Raw genomic sequence first — 24,895 nt, forward strand, 5'->3', positions numbered from 1 at the left:
ACAGTGCCCGAAATTCTTCGGCGAACCTGCGAACCAACCCCAACCGTTACGCATCCCACATTGCGTAACGAAGATGGGGTCACCTCCGGCGGGGGCCGGAGACCGGGGAAGGGGACAGGGCCAGACGGGGGCGTTCAGCGAAGAGGTTCTCCTCGAACCCGCCCGCTGAGCCCGGCCCTGCTCCCCGCTCCCGGGTCCGTCACAGGCCCGCGGCGGCCTTGGCCCGCGTGAACAGCTCGTCGTACATCGCGGCCGTGACGCGTCCGGTGTAGGTGTTGTGCGGGCTCGGGTGGAAGCACCCCATCAGCAGCATCCCGCCCACCGTCGCCTCGGCGCCGTGGCCGAACTTCGGCCGGGGGCGCGGGACCTCGACTCCGAGTGCGGTGAAGGCGGGCCACAGCGCCTGCCAGCCGAAGGCGCCCAGCACGACGATGACCCTGGGCCGCACGAACGACAGCTCACGGGAGAGCCACGGCCGGCAGGCGTCCCGCTCGGCGGGGGTCGGCTTGTTGTCCGGCGGAGCGCACCGCACGGCCGGGAGCATCCGCGCGCCGAGCAGCCGCTGCCCGTCCCCGGCCCGGACGCTGTCGGGTCTCGCGGCGAGCCCGACCCGGTGCAGCGAGGCGAACAGCCAGTCGGCCGAGGGGTCGCCGGTGAAGATCCGCCCGGTCCTGTTGCCGCCGTTGGCGGCGGGGGCGAGCCCCACGATCAGCAGTTTCGGGTCGGGGTCGCCCCAGCCCGGGATCGGACGGCCCCAGTACTGCTCGTCCTCGAACGCCTTCCGCCGCTCGACGGCCACCTTCTCGCGCCAGGCCACCAGCCGGTCGCAGGCGCGGCAGACCGACTGACGCGCGCACAGCTCGCCGAGCGTCCCCGCCGAGGAGGCCAGCTCCACGACCTCGGCCGGGGTGCGGGCCACCGGAGTGGAGGCGACGGCCGGATCGTCCGGCCAGCCCGTGCCCGGCGGGACGAAGGGAGCCCGGGCCCCCGGTACCGATTCGCCCGGTGCCGATTCGCCCAGTGCCGATCCGCTCAGACCTGGCTCCAGGCGATGCCGTCGAGGATGTCGTGCTCGGAGACGACGACGGCGCCGAAGCGGTACTCGCGCATGATCCGGTCGAGGATCAGGGCGCCCGCCCCGATGACGTCGACCCGCCCGGGGTGCATGACGCCCATGGCGGCCCGCTCCTCGTGCGTCATGTGCAGCAGCTTCGTGGTGATCTCGTGGACCTGGGCCGCGGTGATCCGCGACAGGTGGATCCGGTCGGGTTCGTACTGCTCCAGGCCGAGGCTGATCGCCGCGACGGTCGTCACGGAACCCGCGAGCCCGACCAGGGTCCTGGACTCGGCGACCGGGACGGTCTCCTTGACCTCGCGGAGGGCGGCGTCGATGTCGGCGACCGCGTTGGAGATCTGCTCGGGCGAGGGCGGGTTGGCGCCCTTGAAGTGGCGTTCGGTCATGCGGACGCAGCCGATGTCCATCGACCGGGCCGCGTCGACCCGGCTCGCGCCGACGACGAACTCGGTGGAGCCGCCGCCGATGTCGACCACGAGGTAGGGCCTCGGCGGCCGCAGTGCGACCAGGTCGCGGGTGGCGCCGGTGAAGGAGAGCTGCGCCTCCTCCTCGCCGGACACGACCTCGGGTTTCACCCCGAAGATGTCGTTGACGCCGGCCACGAAGTCGGCGCGGTTCCTGGCGTCGCGGGTCGCCGAGGTCGCGCAGACCCGGACGCTCTCGGCGCCGTGCCGCTCGATCAGCTCGGCGTAGGCGCGCATCTCCTTGAAGGTGCGCTCCAGCGCCTCGGGGGCCAGCTCCCCCGTCTCGTCCACTCCTTGACCCAGCCGGACGATCCGCATCTCGCGTTCGACGTCCGTCAGCTGTCCGTCGACGATGTCGGCGACCAGCAGGCGAACGGAGTTCGTCCCGCAGTCGATCGCGGCAACCCGCGCCATAATCCCCTCCGGTTCCGCGGTGGTGCGCCCATTCACCACCGCGAGTCAGTCACCCATGATGACATCGACACAGCATCCGGAGCGCCACCATTCGGGGAGTTCGTCCAGAGCTTCCCTGCCGAAGGGATTCGTGCCGGGCGCGGCGAGTTCGTGTCCGACGAGCGCGTGCAGGCATTTGACGCGCTCGGGCATGCCTCCGGCGGTCTGCATTCCCTCGGGCAGCGGCTTCATGCCGTCCTCGAGGGCCGCCTTGTCGCGCCGGTCCCGGTAGTCCTGGTGCGCGGCCTCGTACCGGGCCGCGAGCTCGGGATCCGTGGCCAGCCGCGCCTGCATCTCGCGCATCCGGCCGCGCTCCTCGAGCGTGCCGATCGCCGAGGAGGCCTTGGGGCAGGTCAGGTAGTAGAGCGTCGGGAAGGGAGAACCGTCCGGTAGGTACGGGGACGTCTCGACCACATCCGGCAAACCACACGGGCACCTGTGGGCGATGCCGCGCACGCTGCGCGGCTCCCGGCCGAGCTGGGCCTCGACGGCCTTCAGATCGGCCTCTGTCGCCTTCTCACCGGGCATCCGCGGCCTCCACCGACTTCCACAGGGTCTGGTACCAGGGCGGCGACTTGGGCTTGGCGGCCGCCGCCTGCCCGGGGACGGCCGCCGGGTCGCCCAGGACGATGTAGCAGTGCTCGCCGACGTCGCAGAAGTGCAGCCGTTCCTTGGCCTGCCGCTTCACGTAGGCGGGGTCGCCGAGCCTGGCCTTCTCCTCGGTCAGCGCCTGGACGTCCTTGCGGGCGATCGCTTCCTTCTTCTGCAGCGCGCGGATCTCGTTGCGCTGGGCCACGTACTCCCTGATCGGGTAGGCGAGGCTCAGCGCGATCGCGCACATGACGACCGCGAGGATCGCCGCGCGGGTCGTCAGATGGGAGCGGCCCCCCGCGCCGTCGGCGCGGGGGGCGTCTCCTGCCTGCTCGGGCGAGGTCATCCGTTCCAGCTGAAGCGCGGGAAGGCGGAGGCCCCGGCGTAGCGCGCCCCGTCGTCGAGGATCTCCTCGATGCGCAGGAGCTGGTTGTACTTGGCGACCCGGTCGGAGCGGGCGGGGGCGCCGGTCTTGATCTGGCCGCAGTTGGTGGCGACGGCGAGGTCGGCGATCGTGACGTCCTCGGTCTCGCCGGAGCGGTGGCTCATCATGCACTTGAAGCCGTTGGTCTGGGCGAGGGTGACGGCGTCGAGCGTCTCGGTGAGCGAGCCGATCTGGTTGACCTTCACCAGGAGGGCGTTGGCCGTGCCGGTCTGGACGCCGCGGGCCAGGCGCTCGGGGTTGGTGACGAACAGGTCGTCGCCGACGAGCTGGACCTTGGCGCCGATGGCGTCGGTGAGGGCCTTCCAGCCGCTCCAGTCGTCCTCGTCGAGGGGGTCCTCGATGGAGACGAGCGGGTAGTCGGCGACGAGGGCGGCGTAGTAGGCGGCCATCTCGTCGGCCGTCTTCTTGGCGCCCTCGAAGGTGTAGGCGCCGTCGCTGTGGAACTCGGTCGCGGCGACGTCGAGCGCGAGGGCCACGTCACGGCCGGGCACGAAGCCGGCCTTCTCGATCGCGACGAGGATCAGGTCGAGGGCGTCGCGGTTGGAGGGCAGGTTGGGGGCGAAGCCGCCCTCGTCGCCCAGCGCGGTGTTCAGGCCCTTGCTCTTCAGGACGGACTTCAGCGCGTGGTAGACCTCGGCGCCCGTGCGGACGGCCTCGGTGAAGCTCGCCGCGCCGATCGGCGCGATCATGAACTCCTGGACGTCGACGTTGGAGTCGGCGTGCGCCCCGCCGTTCAGGATGTTCATCATCGGGACGGGCAGCACATGGGCGTTCGGGCCGCCGACGTACTGGTAGAGCGGCAGCTCGGCCGACTTGGCGGCGGCGTGCGCGACCGCGAGGCTGACGCCCAGGATGGCGTTCGCGCCCAGCTCGGCCTTGTTGGGAGTGCCGTCCAGGTCGATCATCTTCTGGTCGATGATGCGCTGGTCGGTGGCGTCGTAGCCGACGATCTCCTTGCCGATCACGGTCTTGACGGCCTCGACGGCCTTCAGAACGCCCTTGCCGCCGTAGCGGGACTCGCCGTCGCGCAGCTCGACCGCCTCGAACTGGCCGGTGGACGCCCCGGAGGGGACGGCGGCACGTCCTTCGCTGCCGTCTTCGAGCAGGATCTCGACCTCGACGGTCGGGTTGCCACGGGAGTCGAGGATCTCCCGGGCGTGTACGGCCTCGATGGACGACACTGGCGCGCTCCTTAAACAGCTCACGGGGGTTACCTGGAAAGCCTACCGAAGCCCAGGTAGACCCCCCGCCCGGCGCGCCGTTACGGAACCGTAGCCACTTTTCCTACCAATCAAGTTGACTCAGTGGGGAGATCCTTGCTCTACTTTTCACATCAAATCGGTCGAAATTATCGCCGATGGTTCTTCCGTGAGAGGGAACGATGTTGCTCAGCAGGAGAAAGGCCCTCGCGGCCGCCGCCGCACTGGTCATCGGACTGCCGGCGCTGGCCGCCTGCGGCGACGACTCCTCCGACAAGGGGTCCGGCGGTGGCGGCGGTTCGACCACCCTGAAGCTGGGGTTCTTCCCCAACATCACCCACGCGACCGCGCTCGTCGGTCTGCAGAAGGGCATCTTCGCGGAGAAGCTCGGCACCAACGTCAAGATCGAGCCGCTCAGCTTCAACGCCGGCCCCGCCGCGATCGAGTCGCTCTTCGCCAAGGGCGTCGACGCGACGTTCGTCGGCCCGAACCCGGCCATCAACGCCTGGGCCAAGTCCAAGGGCCAGGCCATCAAGATCATCGGTGGTGCGGCCTCGGGCGGCGTCGCCCTCGTCGTGAACCCCGACAAGATCAAGAGCGTCGACGACCTCAAGGGCAAGAAGATCGCCACCCCGCAGCTGGGCAACACCCAGGACGTGGCGCTCCGCTACTACCTCAAGGGCAAGGGCCTGAAGGCCGAGAAGGACGGCACCGGCGACGTCAAGGTCGTGCCGCAGGAGAACTCCCAGACGATCGACACCTTCAAGTCCGGTGACATCGACGGCGCCTGGGTGCCGGAGCCCTTCGCCTCCCGCCTGATCCTCGAGAGCGGCGGCAAGAAGCTCATCGACGAGAAGGACCTCTGGCCGGACAAGAAGTTCGTCATCACGCACCTGATCGTCCGCACGGACTACGCCAAGGACCACCCGGACATCGTGAAGAAGCTCGTCGAGGGCCTCGTCGCCTCCAACGACTTCATCAACACCAACCAGGCCGAGGCCAAGACGCTGGCCAACGCCTACATCGAGAAGCTCACCACGAAGCCGCTCAAGCCCGAGGTCCTCGACGCCGCGTTCAAGGAGATCGAGTTCACCAACGACCCGATCCCCGCGTCGCTGACCCTCGGTGCCAAGCACGCCGAGGAGATCGGCCTGCTGGAGCCGGTCGACCTGAACGGCATCTACGACCTGACCAACCTCAACGAGATCCTGAAGGCGGCTGGAAAGCCGGAGGTCAAGACTTCATGACAAAGGCCCCTGAGGCCCCCGTCAGCCGGACCGCTCAGGCGGTCCGGCTTTCGGGCGTCTCCAAAGCGTTCGGTACCGGTTCCACTGCGCTGCTCGCGCTCGACGACGTCTCCCTCGACGTGCGTCCCGGCGAGTTCGTCTGCCTGCTCGGCGCGTCCGGGTGCGGCAAGTCCACCCTGCTCAACCTCGTCGCCGATCTGGACAAGGTGTCCGCCGGCACGATCGACACCGGCGGCTCCCGGGTCGCCCTGATGTTCCAGGAGCCCGCCCTGTTCCCGTGGCTGACCGTCACGGGCAACCTGGAGCTGGCCCTGGGCCAGCGCGGGGTGCCGCGCCGCGAGCGCAAGCCGCGCGCCACGGAGCTGCTCGCCTCGGTCCACCTGGCCGGGTTCGAGAAGAAGCGCCCGCACCAGCTCTCGGGCGGCATGCGGCAGCGCGTCGCGCTGGCCCGCGCGCTCGCCCTGACCGAGTCGACCGACGACCGCTCGACGGTCCTGCTGATGGACGAGCCGTTCGGCGCGCTCGACGCCATGACCCGCGACCTGCTCCACGACGAGCTGGAGCGGATCTGGCGCGAGCGGAACCTGACGGTCCTGTTCGTGACGCACAACGTCCGCGAGGCCGTCCGCCTCGGCGACCGGGTGGTCCTGCTGTCGAGCAGGCCCGGCCGGGTCATCGAGGAGTTCCCCGTGGAGATGGACCGGCCCCGCCGGATCGACTCTCCCGACGTCGCCACGCTCGCCGCCCGCATCACCGACCGCCTCAAGGAGGAGGTGAGCCGCCATGGCTCTTGACCACGACGCACCCACCGCGATCAGGGCGCAGGCGGAGAACGCCTCGCCGAAGATCAACCGTCAGCTCGCCGGGCTCGACGCCCTCGAACTGACCGTCGGGACGAAGAAGAAGCCGCTGGTGCGGATCTGGTCGGCGCTCTGGCCGATCCTCACCGCCGTCACCATCGCGCTCGTCGCGTGGGAACTGGTCGTCGTCAGCGGCTGGCGCGAGCCGTGGGTCCTGCCCGGCCCGCGCGAGGTGCTGCCGAAGTTCTGGGAGACCGTCACCACGGCCACGTTCTGGGAGGCCATGGGGCTGACCATGAAGCGGGCGATCATCGGCTTCGCGCTCGCGGTGCTGATCGGCGGCGTGGTCGGCGCGCTCGTGTCGCAGTCGTGGATCCTGCGCCGCGCCTTCGGCTCGCTGATCACCGGCCTGCAGACGATGCCGTCGATCGCCTGGTTCCCCCTCGCCATCCTGCTGTTCAAGCTCAGCGAGAGCGCCATCCTGTTCGTCGTCGTGCTGGGCGCCGCCCCGTCGATCGCGAACGGGCTGATCGCCGGGGTCGACTACACCCCGCCGATCCTGCTGCGCGCCGGGAAGGTGATGGGGCTGAAGGGCATCGCCCGCTACCGCCACCTCGTCATCCCCGCGTCGCTGCCGTCGTTCGTCGCCGGGCTCAAGCAGGGCTGGGCGTTCGCCTGGCGCAGCCTGATGGCCGGTGAGCTCCTGGTCATCATCGGCAAGCAGTCCGTCGGCACCCTGCTGCACTTCACCCGTGAGGTCAGCGACACGTCCGGGATGATCTCGATCATGATCGTCATCCTCATCATCGGCATCGCGGTGGACCAGCTCTTCGGCCTGGTCGACCGCTCCATCAGATCCCGCTGGGGTCTGGACGGCGCCAGCAACTAGAAGCCGGCACCACCGGCATCTGGACGCGGAAGCCGCATGGGCGCTCCCCCATGCGGCGTCTTCCGCGCCTATAACCTACTAAAACAGTCGAATTACTCGGGGAGACTGTGAACGTCACCGCCCGCGTCGACTACGCACTGCGCGCCCTCCTCGCGCTGGCCGTCGCCGAACCCTCCGCCCTCACCGCACAGGCCCTGGCCGACCGGCACGACCTCCCGCTGACCTTCCTCCAGTCCATCCTGGGCGAGCTGCGCAGGGCCCGGCTCGTCCACAACCAGCGGCTGCCCATGCCCGGCTACCGCCTGACCCGTGCCGCCGAGTCCATCTCCGTGGGAGAGATCATCCGGGCCCTCGACGGCGATCCCACGACCGGCCGCGACCACGACCTGCCCGACGACGCCGGCGAGGTCGTCCGCTCCCTCCACCAGCTCTGGAAGGCCGCCGACACCGCCCTGCTCGGCGTCATCGACACCGTCACCCTCGCCGATCTCCGCGACGGCAGGCTTCCGGCATGACCTCCCGCCCGCACGGGTAGGGGCCCGGTGACCCCCTCCGACCACGATCGAGGGGGAACACCGGATGCTGGAGCGCTTCGCGGAGATCAGCGCGGATCTGGGCGCGCTGTACGAGGACCTGCACGCCCATCCCGAGCTCTCCTTCGCCGAGCACAGGACGGCCGGGATCGTCGCCGGGCGCCTGACCTCGCTCGGCCTGGAGGTCACCACCGGGGTGGGCCGCACGGGCGTCGTCGGGGTCCTGCGCAACGGCGAGGGCCCGCTGGTCATGCTCCGCGCCGACTTCGACGCCCTGCCCGTCGAGGAGAAGACCGGGCTCCCCTACGCCAGCACCGCCACCGGCACCGACCCGGACGGCGCCACCGTCCCTGTCATGCACGCCTGCGGCCACGACATGCACGTCACCTGCCTGCTCGGCGCCCTGGACGTCCTGGCGGCGGCCCGCGCGTCCTGGTCGGGCACGCTCCTGGCCGTCTTCCAGCCCGCCGAGGAGCTCGGCGCCGGCGCCCAGGCCATGATCGACGACGGTCTGTTCACCCGCTTCGGGACGCCGTCGGTCATCCTGGGCCAGCATGTCGGTCCGCTGCCGCCCGGCATGGCGGGCCTGCATCCCGGCCCCGCCTTCGCCGCCTCGGACTCCCTGCGCGTCACCCTGCACGGCCGCGGCGGCCACGGTTCACGGCCCGAGGGCACCATCGACCCCATCGTGATGGCGGCCTCGGCCGTCATGCGCCTGCAGACGATCGTCTCCCGGGAGCTGCCCGCCACCGAGACGGCCGTGGTCACGGTCGGCGCGCTGCGCGCCGGGACCAAGGACAACATCATCCCCGACCGGGCCGAGCTGATGATGAACGTCCGCTCCTACACCGAGGAGACCCGCGGGCACGCCCTCGACGCCATCCACCGGATCATCGGGGCCGAGGCGGCGGCCTCGGCGGCACCGGCCCCGCCGGACTACGAGACGCTCCACAGCTTCCCCGCCACGGTGAACGATCACGAGGCCTCGGCCCGCACCGCCGCGGCCCTCAGCGAGGCGCTGGGCCCCGGCAAGGTCATCGACCCGGGCCCGGTCACCGGCAGCGAGGACGTCGGCCTGTTCGCGACCGCCTCGGGCGCTCCCCTGTGCTATTGGATCTTCGGCGGGACCGAGGACCTGACCGTCACCAACCACTCCCCGCACTTCGCCCCCGTCCCGGCACCGACCATCAGGACGGGCGTGACCGCCCTGGTGGCGGCCGCCAGGGCCTGGCTGGCTTAGGCCGTGCTTCAGGCTCTGGGGCGGCGCGTCTCGAAGGGGGTGTCGCCGGGGGGCGGGGGCTGGCCGTGGTCGTCTCCGTGGGCGGGGTCCCTGCCCTTGGAGACGGTGAGGGTGACCAGCAGGTCGGTGTCGCCCGGGTCGATGGACTCGCCCGGACGGGGGTCGGTGTCGGCGACCTCCCCGTCCTTGTACTCGTCGTCGAAGACCCGGACCGGGTTGACGCGGAACTCGATGCGCAGGGCCGACAGCCTGCGGATGGCCTCGTCGACCTTCATGCCCCGCAGGTCGGGCATCTTGACGCTGTCCTCGCCCGAGCCCTTGCTGAAGAACTCCGACGGCGGGCGGCGGAAGTAGCTCTCCGGGGTGCCGCGCAGGGCGGCCTCCATCGTGTCCTGCCAGATCGGGCCCGGGATGGACGCGCCGTAGACCGTCCCGCCGCAGAAGGTCGGCAGGCAGACGTTGCGCATCTTGTGCCGGAAGCCGCCGCGCGGGTCCCCCACCCAGACGGCCGCCGCCAGGTCGGGGGTGTACCCGGCGAACCAGGCCGCCGCGTAGTCGTCGACGGTGCCGGTCTTGCCCGCGGCGGGCCTGCCGATGCCGAGCCCCTGCCCGGTGCCCTTGGTCAGCACGCCCCTCAGGACGTGGGAGACGGCGTCGGCCGCGCCCTTGTCCATGACCTGCTCGCACTTGGCGGACGGGACCGGGATGTTCTTGCCGTCCGTACGGGTGATCCTCTTCAGCACGATCGGCTCGCAGTACTTGCCGCGGGCGCCGAAGGCGGCGTAGGCGGCGGCCACCCGCAGCGGGGAGACGTCGTTGGAGCCGAGGGTGAAGGAGGGGTTCTCCGTCAGCGGCCTGCCGTCGGCGCGCCGGATCCCCAGCTTCTTCGCCATCTTGATCGTGTCGCACAGGCCGACGCGCTTCTCCAGCTTCAGGAAGAAGGTGTTGACCGAGTGCCAGGAGCCGGTGAGCAGGCTGAAGCTCCGGCCTCCCTCGCTCTCGGCCGAGTTGCGCAGGACGGCCTTGTAGTCGCTGGCGTCGCGGCCCTTGCAGTCGCGGAAGCCGGTGGGGGTGTAGCCGCTCGGCGCCGTGATGCGCTCGCCGATCGGCATGCCCTCCTCGAACGCGGCGGCCAGGGTGAAGGCCTTGAAGGTCGAGCCCGCCGGCATGCCGATGCTGGTGCCGTGGTCCTGGTCGGCCGCGAAGTTGATCCAGGTCTTGCCCGGCTCGCCGTTGTCGCCGAGGGCGCGGTCGACGTCCATGCCGAGCACCTCGCCGGTGCCGGGGCGCACCAGGACCTCGGCGGCGGCCTTCTTGTCCCGGTTGATCTCCGGGACGTGCTTGCGCAGGGCCTTGGCCGCGGCCTTCTGGACCTTCCAGTCGAGCGTCGTCCTGATCGTCAGGCCGCCCAGCCACAGGACGCGCTCGCGTTCCTTGGGCGTCTTGCCGAAGATCGGGTTGGTGAGGATCTCGCGCTGGACGTAGTCGCAGAAGAACGCCGCCTTGGAGTTGGTGCAGCCGTTCGGCGTCTCCTTGAGCTTGAGGCGCAGCGTCTTCTTCTTCTCCGCCTCCGCGACCTGCGGGGTGATCCAGCCGAGCTCGGCCATCCGGTCGAAGACGAGGTTGCGGCGCTTGAGCGCGCCCTCGCCGTTGCGGCGCGGGTTGTAGAGGTTGCCGTTCTTCAGCACCCCGGCCAGGGTCGCGGCCTGGTTGAGCGTGAGCTTGTCCGCCGAGACCGAGAAGTAGCGCTGGGCGGCGGCCTCGATGCCGTAGGCGCCGTCGCCGTAGTAGGTGACGTTCAGGTACTTCTCGAGGATCTCCGGCTTGGTCAGGGTGCGTTCGACGGCGATCGCGTAGCGCAGCTCGCGGATCTTGCGGCCCTTCGTGGTCTCGATGGCCTCGGTGCGCTCCTGCTCGGAGTCGGCGTTCACGAGCAGCAGGTTCTTGACGTACTGCTGGGTGATGCCCGATCCGCCCTGGGCCGGCTCGGCGTCGCCGTTGTTGAGGTTCGACATCAGCGCCCGGAAGGTGCCCTTGGCGTCGATCGCCCCGTGCTGGTAGAAGCGGGCGTCCTCGATGGCCAGAACGGCGTCCTGGACGTTCTTGCCGATGTCCTTCAGCTTGACGTCGACCCGGTTCTGCCGGAAGAAGGTCGCGATCAGCGAGTTGTCAGCGGCGAGGATGCGGGAGCGCTGGGGGGTGCCCAGGTCGCCGAGGTCGACGGGCTCGGTCAGCAGCCAGTCGGCGGAGTCGCGGACGCTGACCCCGACCGTGCAGACGACCGGCAGCACCAGCAGGCCCACCAGCAACCCGGCCAGTCCGCTGTACCCCAGCAGACGTCTTACCGTGCCCGGTCTACCAGTGCCCCCGGCCATATCCATGCGGGCAACCATAGACCGGACAGTTGTCGCAAAACCAGACGGGTATGGATCCTGTGGCGGGTCCTGCATGGGGTCCTCATCCCCGCGAAGAGCGCTCCCATGCCTGCACCCTGGCCCGGAATCGGTCAGACCAGTCCCTCAGATCGGTATCGACGGACTTCGCCTTGTCCGCCCTTTCTTCATAACCTTCAAACAATTCGTCGGGCACGCCCGCTTTCCGCGCCTTTCGAACGAGATTCTCAGCGAGTTGCGGGGCCGGCTGGCTGTCCGGGACCCCGCCCAGCAGCGGACGGTCGCCCTTCTCCGCCTTCTTGATCGCGTCCCAGTTCGCGACGACCTCGTCGGCCCCCTCGACGTCGAGGCCCGCGAACACGTGCGGGTGGCGGCGGACGAGCTTCTCCACGATGCCCGCGGCCACGTCGTCGATGGTGAAGCCGTCCTCGCGCTCGGAGGCCACGACCGAGTGGAAGGCGACCTGCATCAGGACGTCGCCGAGCTCCTCCTGCAACGAGACGTGGTCGCCCTGCGCGACGGCGTCGGCCGTCTCGTAGGTCTCCTCGATCAGGTAGGGGATCAGCGTCTCGTGGGTCTGCTTGCGGTCCCACGGGCAGTCGGTGCGCAGCTTGGCCATGACCGCCACGACGTCCAGGAGGCGGGCGCCGGGCAGGTCGTAGGAGCCGTGCACGATCTCCACGTCCACGGGGTCGTCGACGACGAGCTCGCCGATCCGCTCGACGAACTCCGCGTCGCCGTCCGGGGCCGTCAGCCACAGCACGTCGGCCTCGCGGGCGGCGGCCACGACGGGGCGGGCGTCCGGCGGAACCACCTCGATCTCGATCCCCGCGTCCCGCAGGTAGGGCAGCTGCGGGTGGTCCGCGGCCGCCGTCAGCACCCGCGCCTCCCGCAGCCGCTGCCACGCGGGCCAGGTCAGCAGCCCGGGGGCCACCCGGTGCGTCGTGGCCAGCAGGACCAAGGTCATGCGGTGCCCGTCTCGGGGCGGGAGAGCCGGGTGACGACGTCGCCGAAGCCGGCGTCGGACATCTCGCCGAAGCGCGGGTTCAGCTTGATGTCGAGCTCGCCGAGCGCCTTCTTGCGGGCGGCGGCCGTCTTCTGGTCGGCCTCCTCCTGGCTGGTCGACCCGGCCGCGATCTTCTGGTTGACGAGCACGTACTTGAGGAAGTCGCGGGTGTGCTCGGGCGAGACGCCCTGGCCCAGCGCGGCCCGGGTGACCTCGGCCTCGCCCCCGTTGGCCTTGATCGCCTGGTCGATCTCGGCGTCGGTGACGGTGATCCCGTTGTCGTCGGCCATCTGGTCCGCGACGCGGAACAGCACCAGCCCGACGAGCACGCTGCGCCGGATGGAGGCGGGGTCGGCCAGGTGGACGTCCTGCGCGGGCAGCGGGTTCGCCTTGTAGGCGTCCTGCCAGTCGCTGACCGCCTCGTTCAGCGTGCTGTCGCTGATCCGGTCGTCTCCCAGGGTGGCCGCGGACCCCATCTGAACCGGCCCACCGCAAGCCGTCAGGGCGAGGGCGACCGCAGCAACGGCGACTGTAATCTTGATCACGGCCTACACCTTAGCGATCGGTTCCAAGAAGAGCGCATCCAGGAGGTCTGTGGCCCAGCGGAGCATTTCTCCGTCGCGGAGGGGTTTGCCGCCTATGGCGCCCGTCTTGGGGGTCGGGATCAGCAGGTGTCCCGGCTTCATGAGGCTCTTGGGGTAGAGGCGCTGGAGCCGGAGCTGACGGGACTCGGGCAGCATGTCGCCTTCCTTGTCGGCCGTGGCGAACCGCACGTAGTTGCCCTGGAGGACGACCTCGGTGAGGCCGGCCTTGCGGGCCTTGGCGCGGAAGCGGGCCACCTCCAGCAGGTTGAGGACGGCGACCGGGAGGGCACCGAAGCGGTCCTTCAGCTCCTCGACGACCTCCGGGATCTCCTCCGGGCCCGCGATGCCCGCGATGCGGCGGTAGGCCTCCAGGCGCAGCCGCTCCCCCGGCACGTACTCGTGCGGGATGTGGGCGTCGATGGGGAGTTCGACCTTGGTGTCGGGCATCGGCTGCTCGCCGCCCTCGCCGCCGGAGTCCTTGAGCTCCCGGACGGCCTCGCCGACCATCCGCACGTAGAGGTCGAAGCCGACCCCGGCGACATGGCCGGACTGCTCCGCGCCCAGGATGTTGCCCGCGCCGCGGATCTCCAGGTCCTTCATGGCGACGAACATGCCGGCGCCGATCTCGGTGTGCTGGGCGATGGTCGCGAGCCGTTCGTGGGCCGTCTCGGTGAGCGGGTTCTCCGGCGGGTAGAGGAAGTAGGCGTAGGCGCGTTCGCGGCCTCGTCCGACGCGGCCGCGGAGCTGGTGGAGCTGGGAGAGCCCGTACATGTCGGCGCGGTCGACGATGAGGGTGTTGGCGTTGGGGATGTCCAGGCCGGACTCGACGATCGTGGTCGCGACCAGGACGTCGTAGTTCTTCTCCCAGAAGTCGACCATGACGGCTTCGAGCTGCTGCTCGTTCATCTGGCCGTGGGCGGTCGCGATCCGCGCCTCGGGGACGAGCTCCTTGAGCGTCGCGGCGACCTTGTTGATGGACTTCACCCGGTTGTGGACGAAGAACACCTGGCCCTCGCGGAGCAGCTCACGGCGGATGGCGGCGGCGATCTGCTTCTCGTCGTAGGGGCCGACGAAGGTCAGCACCGGGTGGCGCTCCTCCGGCGGGGTGAGGATGGTGGACATCTCGCGGATGCCCGTCAGGCCCATCTCCAGGGTGCGCGGGATCGGCGTCGCGGACATCGCCAGGACGTCGACCTGGGTGCGGAGCCGCTTCAGCTCCTCCTTGTGCTCGACGCCGAACCGCTGCTCCTCGTCGATGATGCACAGACCCAGGTTCTTGAACCGGGTCGACGGGCTGAGCAGCCGGTGCGTGCCGACGACCAGGTCGACCTTGCCCTCGGCGAGCCCTTCGAGGGTCGTCTTGATCTCGGCGTCGGTCTGGAAGCGGGAGATCGGCTTCACGACGACGGGGAACTGGGAGAAGCGCTCGCTGAACGTGCTGAGATGCTGCTGGACCAGGAGGGTCGTGGGGACGAGAACGGCGACCTGCTTGCCGTCCTGGATGGCCTTGAACGCCGCCCGGACCGCGATCTCGGTCTTGCCGTAGCCGACGTCGCCGCAGATCAGCCGGTCCATCGGGATCGGCTTCTCCATGTCGCCCTTGACCTCGTCGATCGCGGCGAGCTGGTCGGGCGTCTCGTTGTAGGGGAAGGCGTCCTCGAGCTCGCGCTGCCAGACCGTGTCGGGTCCGAAGGCGTGTCCTGGACTGGCCATCCGCGCGCTGTACAGGCGGATCAGCTCGCCAGCGATCTGCTTGACGGCCTTCTTGGCGCGCGACTTGGCCTTCTGCCAGTCGGCGCCGCCGAGCCGGTGCAGCGACGGCGCCTCGCCGCCGACGTAGCGGGTGAGCTCCTCGAGCTGGTCGGTGGGGACGAACAGCCGGTCGCCCTTGGCGTACTCGAGGATCAGGTACTCGCGGGTGGCGCCCTGGACCGTCCGGGAGATCATCTCGACGTAGCGCCCGACGCCGTGCTGCTCGTGGACGACGTAGTCGCCGACGCTGAGCTGGAGCGGGTCGATGCCGCCGCGCCTGCGGGACGGCATCCGTCGCATGTCCTTGGTGGAGGACTTCTGGCCGGACAGGTCGGTCTCGGTGAGGACGACGAGCTTGACGGCGTCCCAGATGAAGCCGTGGTCGAGCATGCCGGTGGTGGCGAGGACGGAGCCGTCGACGTCCTGGCGGGAGGCGGGGACCCCGGCCTCGGTGAGAACCTCGACGTACCGGGCGGCGGGGCCCTGACCCTCGCTGACCAGGGCGACCTTCCAGCCGTCGGCGTTCCAGCGCTTGACGTCCTCGACGATCTTCTCGCGGTCGCCGCGGTAGGCCTCGGCGGCGTGGACGGTCAGGACGACGTCGTCCTCGCCGGTGATCGGGCTGGTCTGCCACCAGGGCAGATCGAGGGCGCGGGCGCGATCGTGGACGTCCTCGAGGGTCTGGTAGGCGGCGGCGCCGAGGTCGATCGGGGCCTCCCCGCCGGCCGCGGCGTTCACCCAGGACGCCTCCAGGAACTCCTGGCTGGTCGAGACGAGCTCGACGGCCCGGGAGCGGATCCGCTCGGGGTCGCAGATGAGGATGCGGCTGCCCTTGGGGAGCAGGTCGAGCAGGAGTTCCATGTGGTCGGCGAGGACCGGGGAGAAGGCCTCCATGCCCTCGACGGCCTCGCCCTCGGCCAGCCGGTCGAGGATCTCGAAGAGGGAGGGGTGCTGCTCGGCGAGGTCCCGGGCACGCTGCCTGACCTCGGGGGTGAGCAGGAGCTCGCGGCACGGCGGCGCCCACAGGCCGTCCTGGGCGACTTCGAGGGAGCGCTGGTCGGCGGCCTTGAAGTAGCGGATCTCCTCGACCTGGTCGCCCCAGAACTCGACGCGCAGCGGGTGCTGCTCGCCCGCGGGGAAGACGTCGAGGATGCCGCCCCGCACGGCGATCTCTCCGCGCTTCTCGACCAGGTCGACCCGGTCGTACCCGGCCTCGACCAGCCGCCCGACGACCTCGTCGAGCTCGACGTCATCTCCCTGGCGCAGCCGGACGGGCTCCAGATCGCCGAGCCCGGAGACGATCGGCTGGAGGACGGCCCGGACGGGCGTCACGACGACCTTGAGCGCACCGGAGGCGGAATCGCCCGGTTCGGGATGCTTGAGGCGTCGCAGGACGGCCAGCCTCTGCCCGACGGTGTCACTGCGCGGCGACAGCTTCTCGTGCGGAAGGGTCTCCCAGGCCGGGAAGTGGGCGACGGAGCCGGGGTCGAGCAGGCTGGTGAGCGCGGAGGTGAGGTCCTCGGCCTCGCGCCCGGTGGCGGTGATCGCGAGGATCGTGGCGCCCTCGATGGCCGTCCGGGAGAGCACGCCCGCGAGGATCGGCCGCAGCGACGGCGGCCCGACCAGGGTGGTGCCGCCGGTGGTCTCGCCCTCGTCCAGGGCGTGTTTCAGCGCCCTGTCGGTGAGTGCGGTGTCCAGCAGAGCAGCGAGCGTCATCGTCATTCCCCCAGCGAGCAGAACCTGCTCAGCGCAGCCCAAAACCCCCGAATTCACGCGTCTCCGGGGGCGGTGGGACCAGCCTACGCGGCCACCCCCTTCCCCGACATCAACACCCGCCCTTCCCCGGTGCCTTCCCCAGTCTCCAGCGAGGATCAAGTCAAGAAAGAGCAAATACCGGACACCCCGCCCACCGCTGGCTACGCTGCGGAAGCATGACTGAGCTTTCTGTAAGGAACCGCCCGGTCCTCGAAGGCGACCTGTTCGCCGCGCGAGTCCGCATGCACGCCCAGGACAAGGGCCTCACCAGGGTCGCCATCCTGGAGGCGGGCTGCGGCCGCGGCCCCGGCCTCGCCCTCCCCGACGACCTCGACCGCCACGTCACCGGCATCGACGTCGACACCCCGGCCCTGCGCGCCCACACCCTGGACCGCACCGACCTGCACAGCTGGCACCTGGGCGACCTCCGCAACGCCCCCCTGCCCCCCCGCGCCTTCGACGTGGTCCACGCCGACTCCCTCATCGAGCGCATCACCAACGCCGAACTCGTCCTCGACCGCATGGTCGCCGCCCTCAAGCCCGGCGGCCTCCTGCTGATCCGCTTCACCGACCGCGACAGCGCCTACGGCCTCATCCGCCGCCTCCTCCCCCGCTGGCTCCGAGCCCTCCTCGGCGACCCGGTCCACAGCACCCCACCCACCACCTTCGAGCCGGTCACTTCCCTCGACGGCATCCGCACCTGGTGCCTCATGCGAGGCCTGGTCATCGCCGAAGCCCACACGACCCGTCCTCCGCGGAGCACTCCTGTGGCGGCCACTGCCCGCCTTACCGCGGCCCTGACGGGTGGCCGCTACACGGCGGCCCACAGCGACATCGTCCTGGTGGTCCGCAAGCCCGAGAACCGCTTCGCCCGCATCATCTAGCCAGCAGTGACCTTGGCGTAGTGGAAGACGTCACCCGGCAGCGGGTGATGCAGGTCCCAGAGGATGCGCATGGGCTGCTCGCCCTCATGCGAGCGGTAGGTCATGGGCCCTGCGTAGAGGAAGGGTGGGGCTCCCGCCTTGGTCTCGCGCAGGAAAAGGTGGACGGTCGATCCACGGTTGGCGTGGTTGATGTAACGCTGACCATCGCGGGACGCTTCTCGCGTGACGCCCTGGCTCTCCCACTGGAAGAGCGTCGGGGTGATCGCACGGTCGTTGTACATCGTTGACGGCTTGAAGCCCTTGCCCGACTTGTTGATAGTGACCATGAACAGGTCAGCGCTCTCCTCCTCGACCCAGCGAACGCCTGCCACCCAGGATCGCGGCTTCTCTACCCCGAAGGCCGAGAGCAGTTCATCCTTGCTGTAGCGAGCGTGCAAGCGGAGAGGCAGATGCGCGATCTCGTCAACGATCGGAGCCACCCGGTGGATGCGGTCGGACAGGATTCCCGTGATCTCTAGAAGCTCTTCCCGACGCGCAGGGAGCGCCCACAGCCGGGCAAGGTTGGCCTCTAGTTCGCTGAGCGGACGGTTGCTGTCGATCGACGCGTGCAGCATCGCCAAAAGACGGCGTTCTCCCGGACTGGAGGGTGAAAGCCGGGGCGGCTCCTCCACCGACAGGATCTGACGCAGATATCCCAAGCGCTCCCTGTCGTCGATGTGCAGTATGCGACTGAAGGCTCGGCCGATGGCGTCGTCTTCGCGAGGGTCCGTTGGGATGCGTTCATCGAGTCCCGCTTCGCGCCGTATCCGCGCCCAGCCACCGCGGCTCCCTCCGTAGAGATCTTCGAGCTCGCGGCCTGTCCTGGTAAGGAAGTCCGCCAACGAAGGATCACCGAGGCTCTTCAGATCTCCGACGGCTTCGGTCAGCTTGAAGCCAAGTGACTGCTTGATGCTCTCCAGCACCGCCTTGCTGACCTCGCGATCAAGGTCGATAGCGCAGCCAGCCGGAAGGGTCGGGAAACCATCCTGAACGGCAGCCGCCAGCTCACCTCGGGGTAGTCCGGTGAGCGCGCGTAGCTGACGGTCGAAGCGGAACTCTTTGCGCTGGTGCCCTACGAAGTCCAAGACCGTGAGAACGGGCTTATCTTCGGTGATCCGGAGACCTCGTCCCAGCTGCTGGAGGAAGACCGTCGCGCTGTTGGTCGGCCGCAGGAAGAGCACGGTATTGATGGCGGGAACGTCGACGCCCTCGTTGAAGAGGTCCACGGAGAAGACGGCTTTGAGAGTGCCATCGCGGAGTTCCCTGAGCGCCTGCTCACGGTGCTCTGTACTCATGGCCGAGGTCACGGCCCGAGCGGCGATCCCCTTGCGGTTGAACCTGTCTGCCATGTATTCGGCATGCTTGATGCTGACGCAGAAGCCCACCGTCTTCATCTCGCTCAGGTTTCCGAGCTTCTTCTTCAGCGAATTGATGATCAGATTGACTCGGGTATCCAGTCCCGTATAGAGGTTCTCCAGTTCTCGCAGGTCATAGCCGGTTCCGCGACGCCATGACACATGCGAAAGATCCACGTTGTCGTTGATTCCGAAGTAGTGGAAGGGGACCAGGAGCCCCTGCTCTAGCGCTTCCCACAGTCGCAACTCGACCGTCGGACGTCCACCGTCGAACCAGCGGAGGATAGATTCGCCGTCCGTGCGCTCCGGGGTTGCCGTGAGGCCGAGAAGGACTCTTGGCTCAAGATGATCAAGCAGCTTGGCGTAGGTCTTCGCGGCGGCATGGTGGAACTCATCGATGATCACCATGTCGAACCGGTCGGGGTTGAGGTCGCTCAGCCCGTTCAGCGACTGGATGGAGGCGAAGACGTGCTTCCACTCGCTCGGTCGCTCTCCATCGACGAAGAGTTCACCGAAGGACTCCTCTTTGAGAACCATGCGGAAGGTTTGCAAGCTCTGGGTGAGGATCTGCTTGGTATGGGCGACAAAAAGCAGCGAGTTGACCTTGCCCTGTTGGCGAAGCCTCTTGTAGTCGAGCGCGGCAACAATCGTCTTGCCTGTTCCCGTAGCCATGACGGCCAGGTTCCGCCAGTGCCCGTGCTCCAGACGTGCAGCCTGCAGTTCGTCGAGGATCTCCTGCTGGTAGCCGTAGGGGTTCACGTCGATATTCGCGAGCACCAGGGGGACGTTCACCCCTGAGCTGCCGCTCAGGGTCAGTGCTTGGGCCAGCCGGTCGCCGTCACGATCGGGGTCATAAGCCTCGAACGAGGGGTCGTTCCAGTACTCCTCGAAGGTCGCAGCGAAAGTATCGATCAGGTGGGCCTGCTCTGCCCTGGCCAGCCGAACATTCCATTCCAGACCGTCAAGCATCGCGGCTCGGGACAGGTTGGACGAGCCCACGTAGGCCGTGTCTAGCCTGGAGCCTCGACGGAAGAGCCATGCTTTCGCGTGGAGCCGAGTCCTCCTGGTGTCGTAAGAGATACGGACCTCAACGCCCATCTCGACCAGACGGTCAATGGCCCGCTTCTCCGTCGCGCCCATGTAGGTCGTGGTGATGACGCGGAGCTTGCCTCCGCGCTCAAGGAACTCGCTGAGCGCGTCTTCGATGAGCCGGAGTCCGTGCCACTTGAGGAAGGCGCACAGCAGTTCCACTTGATCGGCGGAGGCCAACTCCTTGATGACCTCGGGACCGATTTTCGGTTGGTCTCGACCGTTAACCAGCAGGGCCGTTGAGGACAGTGGGATGTCCGGTCGTTCACGCCGCGGTACCGAGTTGTCTGGCATCCGCTCTGCGGCGATCTCCATCAGTTGATCTTGGCTTTTTGCCACCAAGTCATCGGGTTGAACGGACTCGGCGACGACGGTAGCGATGGCGTCGGCGATCCGGTTCGCCGCTTCTACCTGGGCGCCGACCACGTCCTCTTGCCCTTGCCCAGCGATGCTTAGCGCTCTCGCGATGAGGCCGGCGAGATGCTGAGACAGCACGCTGCCTGACTCTGATTCATCGAGCTCTTGCCGATGCACAAGATCAGTCTCAAACGCGCTGAGACGCTTGTGCAGACCCTCAGTCACCAGTTGCTCGTAAATCCCCGCTGCAAGATCGGCCACTCGACAAACCTAGCCGTTAGCACTGACATTCACGGATGATTCAGGCCGTTGCCGCCTGGAAGACCGCGTAGCGGTGGGCGAGGGCCTCGCGATTGGGACGTTCTGCGCGGACATGGGGCAGGGTGATCGTCGCGCCCTGCATTTCTTGAAGGCCATGGCGGAGCATGGGGCCGTCGATCTCGGCAAGGATGTCGTGACGGATTTCGACCTTGTAGTCCGGCCGGATGCCCAGGATGTTCTGGTCGTAGGCAGCGTGGTGGATCTTGCAGAGAGCCAGTCCGTTGGTGACCGAAGGAACACCATCGGGGTGAGCGTCGGGAAGGATATGGGCAGCGTCCAGCAGAGAGGCGTGGCGAAGACTGCAGATGGTGCACGACGTCGCATAAGCATGGATCACCCGCTCCCTGAAGACCGGCTGATGCATGCGCTGCCGCGTCATCCGTTCCACGTACCGGCGTTGCGGGGCAGAGATACCCAAGGCTGCGATGGCCTGTTGCTCTTCGTCCATGGCTACCGCGCATTGGAGCTGCTCGGGCTCGTCCGCAACGATCCAAACGGGGTAGCGCGGCAGATAGAGGCCCGGGGCAACGCCGTAGAACCAGATGAGGGGGATGTTCAGTTGATGCGCCCTGCGGAGCGAGACGTTGTCCCATTGCTCGGGATTGTCGCCCTGGTACTTGTAGCGGAGCAGGCCGTCCGGGCCTGGAGCGTCCTCGTAGGGGGCACGTTGGTTTTCTGGTGTGAACGTCGTGACGATCGATAGCGCAACGGACATGTTCGCGGGCTTGCGGATGCCTCGGGAGTAGTCGAGGAGCGCGATGCGGTGGCCGTCAAACTGGAAGTTCATAAGTTCGTCGCGGCTGACCACGGGATTATCTGGGGTGCAGCGCCGGTCTAGCCATACCATCGCGGCGGCGCGAAGGCGAGCGCTGAAATCCGCCTCAACAACACTGATCACTCTTGAGTTGTACCGGAGCCGCGCGGAGAGCGATACAGCCGGGCGGTTCGGTCCAGGGATGGAACGCGCCGGGTAGCTGGCAGCCCCTCGGTGGGGTCGCGGCCGGGCCGATGGGGCCGAGGCGTCAGGAGTAAGGACGTCTCCACGAGGACGTCAGTGGCCTGTGGTCTTGAGGTGCTTTGTGAACGCGTGGAATCTAGTGCGGGAGAGGGTGAGGTGTCCGGACTCGGGGTGCTTGCTGTCTCGGATGGCGATGACGCCGCTGGTGACTCCGGTGACCTCGACGCAGTCGCCACCGTTGGAGCCGCTGCGGGTCGCCTTGCGCCAGGTCGCGTTGGTCAGGTCCATTTTTCCTCTGCTGTTCTTCTGATCAGATCGAGCGACATGTCCACGGGGAGGGCTTTTCCTCGGATGACCTCGAACGATTCGTTGAGTTTCACGAGGTCGTCTTTCGAGCTGCTGATGATTCCGTTGGGAGCAGCTTCCCGGTAAACCACTTCGCTGCGGTCCTCCAGGGTAGCCATCACGAACGCCCCCACGTTCCCCGGGTGGACCACGCCGCTGGGGACGACCTGCACGCTGAGACGGTCGGAAACGGAGGTCACAAGGTGCATGAGCTGGCTATGCATGACCTTCGGCTCGCCTACCTGACGCCACAGGACCCCCTCGTCGATCACGACGACGAGAAAGGGTGGTGCGGGGTTCCCCCTGGTGAGGATGGATTGCCGGAGCATGCGCGCCGCGACGTCGTTCTCGTTGCCGTAGAGCAGGGCACGGGCGTACTCCTCGGTCTGCAAGAGGCCGTGGATCAGGAGGGGCTGGAACGTGCGGATCAGCGTCGCCTTCTCTTCGATCCCCGGCCATTTGACGAACCACGGTCGGTACAGGCTGTCCTTCACGAGGTGATCCCAGAGCAGGGCCAGCATCCCGCCGGTATTCAACTGCTCGTCCGAGCGCTCGGCGAGGTCACGTTCGCATCGTGACTCTCCGCGTTCGACATCTCCTATGGTCGATGTGGAGTAGTTGATCTTCACGCCCAGCCCGGCGAGGGTCTCCCCCACCGCCATCCTCGCGTTTCGCAGGGCAGCGCCGAACAGAGCCAGACCTGAGCTGCCGGGGTCAAGAGGTTTCGGGGGCCTGGCCATCAGGAGAAATCTCCTCACTCTGCGTTAGCCATCGTTTTCCGGGGTTTTCCGAGGGCCGTCACGCCCCTTGCAGGGTTATCCGCTCCGCACCCATTTCGCTACCCCGAGTATGAACCGGCGATAGACGATGTGCCTGGACAAACGGAAAGACCGCGAGGGGCGATTTTCGATGGCAGATCAAGGGCGACCGGACGGTACCCAGCTAGGCAAGTTGCGCATCCCAGTTCGCGCGATCGCCTCGAAAGAGGCTCGCGATCTGGTGGAGACGGTCGGGCGCATCTGGACGATCTCGGAGGAGGTCATCGATTCCGCCAAGCTCGCCGTGTCGGAGCTCGTCACCAACGTGGTCTGCCACTCCGGTGGTCCCGAGGGAGACACGCTCATGGTCGCGATCAACCGGTCCGGGGAGATGCTGATGGTCGAGGTGCATGACAATTCGCCCATCGTTCCCGTGCTCCGCTGTGCCGACCAATTCGACACCTCCGGCAGAGGCATGCTCCTCATCGCGTGCTATACGGACGATCATGGCTGCGACATCACGCCTCACGGAAAGGCCATGTGGTTCGCCATCAAAAGCGATTGGCCTCCGGATATCGCCGCATGAGGAACTGCCTCCCTTCCCCGTGCATGGTCTTTGGGGGAGCGCGAGGGGCTTGCCCCTCGCCGGGGTCTGGGGCGAAGCCCCAGTGAGGGGGCCTGAGCCGGAGGCGAAGACCTTTGGCCCTGGGTGTGGAACGTGCCTCCCGGTGGATTCTCCGGGGCTGGTGGAATGCCGGATGGCGAGGGCCGGGCGGGCGCGGACACTGAGCGCTCCGTCCCCCTTGCGCACGGAGGTGCACGATGCGTTCAGGTCGTATCTTCATCCGATCATTGTTCGGAGCGGCGCTGGTCTCTGCGACGGTCGCCGCGGTCCCACCCGCCGCGACGGCCGCCGCCGCCAATCCGGTGATCAGCTCACCGACCGCGGGGAACCGTGGCTTCCCCTTCCTGGCGGCGGCCGAGGATCTCGGCTCGCTCGGCTACAGCGAGAAGGAGTTCTTCTTCTCGGGGACGGCCACCAGCTATTCGAAGCTCGGCATCTGGGGCTCCGACGGTCGCTGGAGCGTGCTCCCCACGGGAAGAGCCGCCTACAAGAGCCGGATGCTGGTCCGAAGGCCCGTGGATCCCGCGAAGTTCAACGGGACGGTCGTCGTCGAGTGGCTGAACGTCAGTGGGCAGATCGAGCTGTCGCCCGACTACTGGTTCGCCCGGGAAGAACTCCTGCGGCAGGGATACGCGTGGGTGGGGGTGTCGGCGCAGAGTGTGGGGGTCGAGGGCGGGCTCGGGGAGATCAAAGGGCTGAAGGGATGGGATCCCAGCAGGTACGGGTCGCTCAACCATCCCGGTGACGCGTTCTCCTACGACATCTTCTCGCAGGCGGGGCAGGCGCTGCGGACGCCGAACGGGCCCGATCCGCTGGGTGGTCTGCAGGTCAGGACGGTACTGGCGGACGGGGAGTCCCAGTCGGCCGGCTTCATGACGACCTATGCCAACGCGGTGCACCCGGTGGCGCGGGTCTATGACGGGTTCATGATCCACAGCAACAGCGCGGTGGGGGCGCCGATCAGCGGGAGCCTGGCGGGGGTGCTGTTCATGCCCAATCCATCACGGATCCGGACGGATCTGTCGGCACCGGTCTTCGTGGTGCTGACCGAGACCGACGTGCCGGGGGCCTCCGCGGCGCGTCAGGCCGACACGTCGAAGATCGTCCACTGGGAGCTGGCGGGGACCTCGCACGGGGATCAGTGGGCCTACGACACGGGGCAGCCGACGGTGATCCGGTCGGCCGGGGACGCCGCGCCCGGGCCCGACTGTGCCGCCGGATCGGCGCCGTTCAACGACGGGCCGGGACACTACTCGATGAACGTCGCGCTGCGGCATCTCGCCTCATGGGCTCGGGGCGGGGCGCGGCCGCCGAGTGCGCCCGTCGTGGACACCAACCGGCGGGATCCCGCGACCGGGCTGGTGGCGGGGGGCGTCCGGCTGCCGGATGTGGCCGTCCCGACGCGGACGCTCACCGGGCAGCGCGACACGAGCGGGGGCGGGGTGTTCTGCGGGCTCTACGGGGCGCGCGATCCCTGGAACGGGGACGCCGATCCGTGGGACCGGCACGACGCCGGGGACCCGTCCGACCCGGCGACGCCTCGCGACGCCGAGCCCGATCTGACGGTGCTCTACCCCACGCACGCCGGTTATGTCGGGAAGGTCAGGGCGGCCGCCGAGTCGGCCGTCGCCGCCGGATACCTGCTGCCCGAGGACGCCGCCACGATCGTCGCGGCGGCGCAGGACTCGCCCATCGGGTCCTGACGAGGAGGGGAGCGGCCGGGTCCGGGTTCCGGATC

21 protein-coding genes are annotated in these 24,895 nt (G+C 68.4%); 8 read left to right on the forward strand and 13 right to left on the reverse strand.

The features are described 5' to 3' along the window. Positions 1-199 precede the first annotated feature (199 nt). The 5 genes from ABD785_RS06580 to eno all read right to left on the reverse strand — a co-directional run bounded on the left by ABD785_RS06580 (position 200) and on the right by eno (position 4,209). Entirely contained in the window at positions 200-919 is a 720-nt protein-coding gene (locus ABD785_RS06580; protein WP_344823265.1) for a uracil-DNA glycosylase, read from the reverse strand. Positions 920-1,032: 113 nt separating this feature from the next. Further along, on the reverse strand, positions 1,033-1,953 hold the full coding sequence (locus ABD785_RS06585) for a Ppx/GppA phosphatase family protein (protein ID WP_344823268.1): 921 nt from the start codon (positions 1,951-1,953) through the stop codon (positions 1,033-1,035). Positions 1,954-1,998: 45 nt separating this feature from the next. Further along, positions 1,999-2,520 (reverse strand): DUF501 domain-containing protein, encoded by a 522-nt coding sequence (locus ABD785_RS06590; protein WP_344823271.1) that lies wholly within the window; start codon positions 2,518-2,520, stop codon positions 1,999-2,001. Beyond that, entirely contained in the window at positions 2,510-2,929 is a 420-nt protein-coding gene (locus ABD785_RS06595) for an FtsB family cell division protein (protein WP_344823274.1), read from the reverse strand. The genes ABD785_RS06590 and ABD785_RS06595 overlap by 11 nt, the downstream gene beginning before the upstream one ends. Continuing rightward, complete coding sequence (gene eno / locus ABD785_RS06600) at positions 2,926-4,209, reverse strand: phosphopyruvate hydratase (protein WP_344823277.1); 1,284 nt, start codon at positions 4,207-4,209, stop codon at positions 2,926-2,928. The genes ABD785_RS06595 and eno overlap by 4 nt, the downstream gene beginning before the upstream one ends. Positions 4,210-4,409: 200 nt before the next feature. Here eno and ABD785_RS06605 point away from each other — a divergent pair, with 200 nt between their 5' ends. The 5 genes from ABD785_RS06605 (at position 4,410) to ABD785_RS06625 (ending at position 8,936) form a co-directional block, all read left to right on the forward strand. Next, positions 4,410-5,474: an ABC transporter substrate-binding protein gene (locus ABD785_RS06605; protein ID WP_344823280.1), complete on the forward strand. Its 1,065-nt coding sequence runs from the start codon at positions 4,410-4,412 to the stop codon at positions 5,472-5,474. Next, complete coding sequence (locus tag ABD785_RS06610; RefSeq protein WP_344823283.1) at positions 5,471-6,268, forward strand: ABC transporter ATP-binding protein; 798 nt, start codon at positions 5,471-5,473, stop codon at positions 6,266-6,268. The genes ABD785_RS06605 and ABD785_RS06610 overlap by 4 nt, the downstream gene beginning before the upstream one ends. Then, entirely contained in the window at positions 6,258-7,163 is a 906-nt protein-coding gene (locus tag ABD785_RS06615; protein WP_344823286.1) for an ABC transporter permease, read from the forward strand. Before ABD785_RS06610 ends, ABD785_RS06615 begins: the two co-directional genes overlap by 11 nt. 107 nt (positions 7,164-7,270) lie before the next feature. After that, complete coding sequence (locus ABD785_RS06620) at positions 7,271-7,678, forward strand: Rrf2 family transcriptional regulator (protein ID WP_344823289.1); 408 nt, start codon at positions 7,271-7,273, stop codon at positions 7,676-7,678. 64 nt (positions 7,679-7,742) lie between these two features. Beyond that, on the forward strand, positions 7,743-8,936 hold the full coding sequence (locus tag ABD785_RS06625; protein WP_344823292.1) for an amidohydrolase: 1,194 nt from the start codon (positions 7,743-7,745) through the stop codon (positions 8,934-8,936). An 8-nt stretch (positions 8,937-8,944) separates the two neighbouring features. On the opposite strand, the gene ABD785_RS06630 is transcribed toward ABD785_RS06625, so the two are convergent. The 4 genes from ABD785_RS06630 to mfd all read right to left on the reverse strand — a co-directional run bounded on the left by ABD785_RS06630 (position 8,945) and on the right by mfd (position 16,387). Beyond that, positions 8,945-11,317: a transglycosylase domain-containing protein gene (locus tag ABD785_RS06630; protein WP_344823295.1), complete on the reverse strand. Its 2,373-nt coding sequence runs from the start codon at positions 11,315-11,317 to the stop codon at positions 8,945-8,947. A gap of 76 nt (positions 11,318-11,393) precedes the next feature. After that, positions 11,394-12,296, reverse strand: a complete 903-nt coding sequence (locus ABD785_RS06635) for a nucleoside triphosphate pyrophosphohydrolase (protein ID WP_344823298.1) — start codon at positions 12,294-12,296, stop codon at positions 11,394-11,396. Next, a complete protein-coding gene (locus tag ABD785_RS06640) occupies positions 12,293-12,880 on the reverse strand; it encodes a SurA N-terminal domain-containing protein (RefSeq protein ID WP_344823300.1) in 588 nt (195 codons plus the stop codon). The genes ABD785_RS06635 and ABD785_RS06640 overlap by 4 nt, the downstream gene beginning before the upstream one ends. Before the next feature lie 3 nt (positions 12,881-12,883). Next, positions 12,884-16,387 (reverse strand): transcription-repair coupling factor, encoded by a 3,504-nt coding sequence (gene mfd, locus ABD785_RS06645; RefSeq protein ID WP_344823302.1) that lies wholly within the window; start codon positions 16,385-16,387, stop codon positions 12,884-12,886. A gap of 215 nt (positions 16,388-16,602) precedes the next feature. Between mfd and ABD785_RS06650 the strand changes: the two genes are divergently transcribed. Then, complete coding sequence (locus ABD785_RS06650) at positions 16,603-17,310, forward strand: class I SAM-dependent methyltransferase (protein ID WP_344823305.1); 708 nt, start codon at positions 16,603-16,605, stop codon at positions 17,308-17,310. On the opposite strand, the gene ABD785_RS06655 is transcribed toward ABD785_RS06650, so the two are convergent. The 4 genes from ABD785_RS06655 to ABD785_RS06670 all read right to left on the reverse strand — a co-directional run bounded on the left by ABD785_RS06655 (position 17,307) and on the right by ABD785_RS06670 (position 22,430). Next, positions 17,307-20,411 carry a DEAD/DEAH box helicase gene (locus tag ABD785_RS06655; RefSeq protein WP_344823308.1) on the reverse strand — a complete coding sequence of 1,035 codons (3,105 nt, stop codon included), beginning with the start codon at positions 20,409-20,411 and terminating at the stop codon, positions 17,307-17,309. The two genes, ABD785_RS06650 and ABD785_RS06655, sit on opposite strands and share 4 nt — an antisense overlap. A 40-nt stretch (positions 20,412-20,451) precedes the next feature. After that, positions 20,452-21,369 carry an HNH endonuclease gene (locus tag ABD785_RS06660; RefSeq protein WP_344823311.1) on the reverse strand — a complete coding sequence of 306 codons (918 nt, stop codon included), beginning with the start codon at positions 21,367-21,369 and terminating at the stop codon, positions 20,452-20,454. Between the two features lie 153 nt (positions 21,370-21,522). After that, positions 21,523-21,717, reverse strand: coding sequence for a DUF397 domain-containing protein (locus ABD785_RS06665; RefSeq protein WP_344823313.1), 195 nt, complete (start codon positions 21,715-21,717; stop codon positions 21,523-21,525). After that, positions 21,708-22,430, reverse strand: coding sequence for a DUF5753 domain-containing protein (locus ABD785_RS06670; protein WP_486303541.1), 723 nt, complete (start codon positions 22,428-22,430; stop codon positions 21,708-21,710). Before ABD785_RS06670 ends, ABD785_RS06665 begins: the two co-directional genes overlap by 10 nt. Positions 22,431-22,683: 253 nt before the next feature. Between ABD785_RS06670 and ABD785_RS06675 the strand changes: the two genes are divergently transcribed. Further along, positions 22,684-23,118, forward strand: coding sequence for an ATP-binding protein (locus ABD785_RS06675; protein ID WP_344823319.1), 435 nt, complete (start codon positions 22,684-22,686; stop codon positions 23,116-23,118). Positions 23,119-23,354: 236 nt separating this feature from the next. Further along, on the forward strand, positions 23,355-24,860 hold the full coding sequence (locus tag ABD785_RS06680) for an alpha/beta hydrolase domain-containing protein (protein ID WP_344823321.1): 1,506 nt from the start codon (positions 23,355-23,357) through the stop codon (positions 24,858-24,860). Positions 24,861-24,895 lie beyond the last annotated feature (35 nt).

The organism is Actinocorallia longicatena, assembly GCF_039534125.1.
GTDB classification, from domain to species: domain Bacteria; phylum Actinomycetota; class Actinomycetes; order Streptosporangiales; family Streptosporangiaceae; genus Actinocorallia; species Actinocorallia longicatena.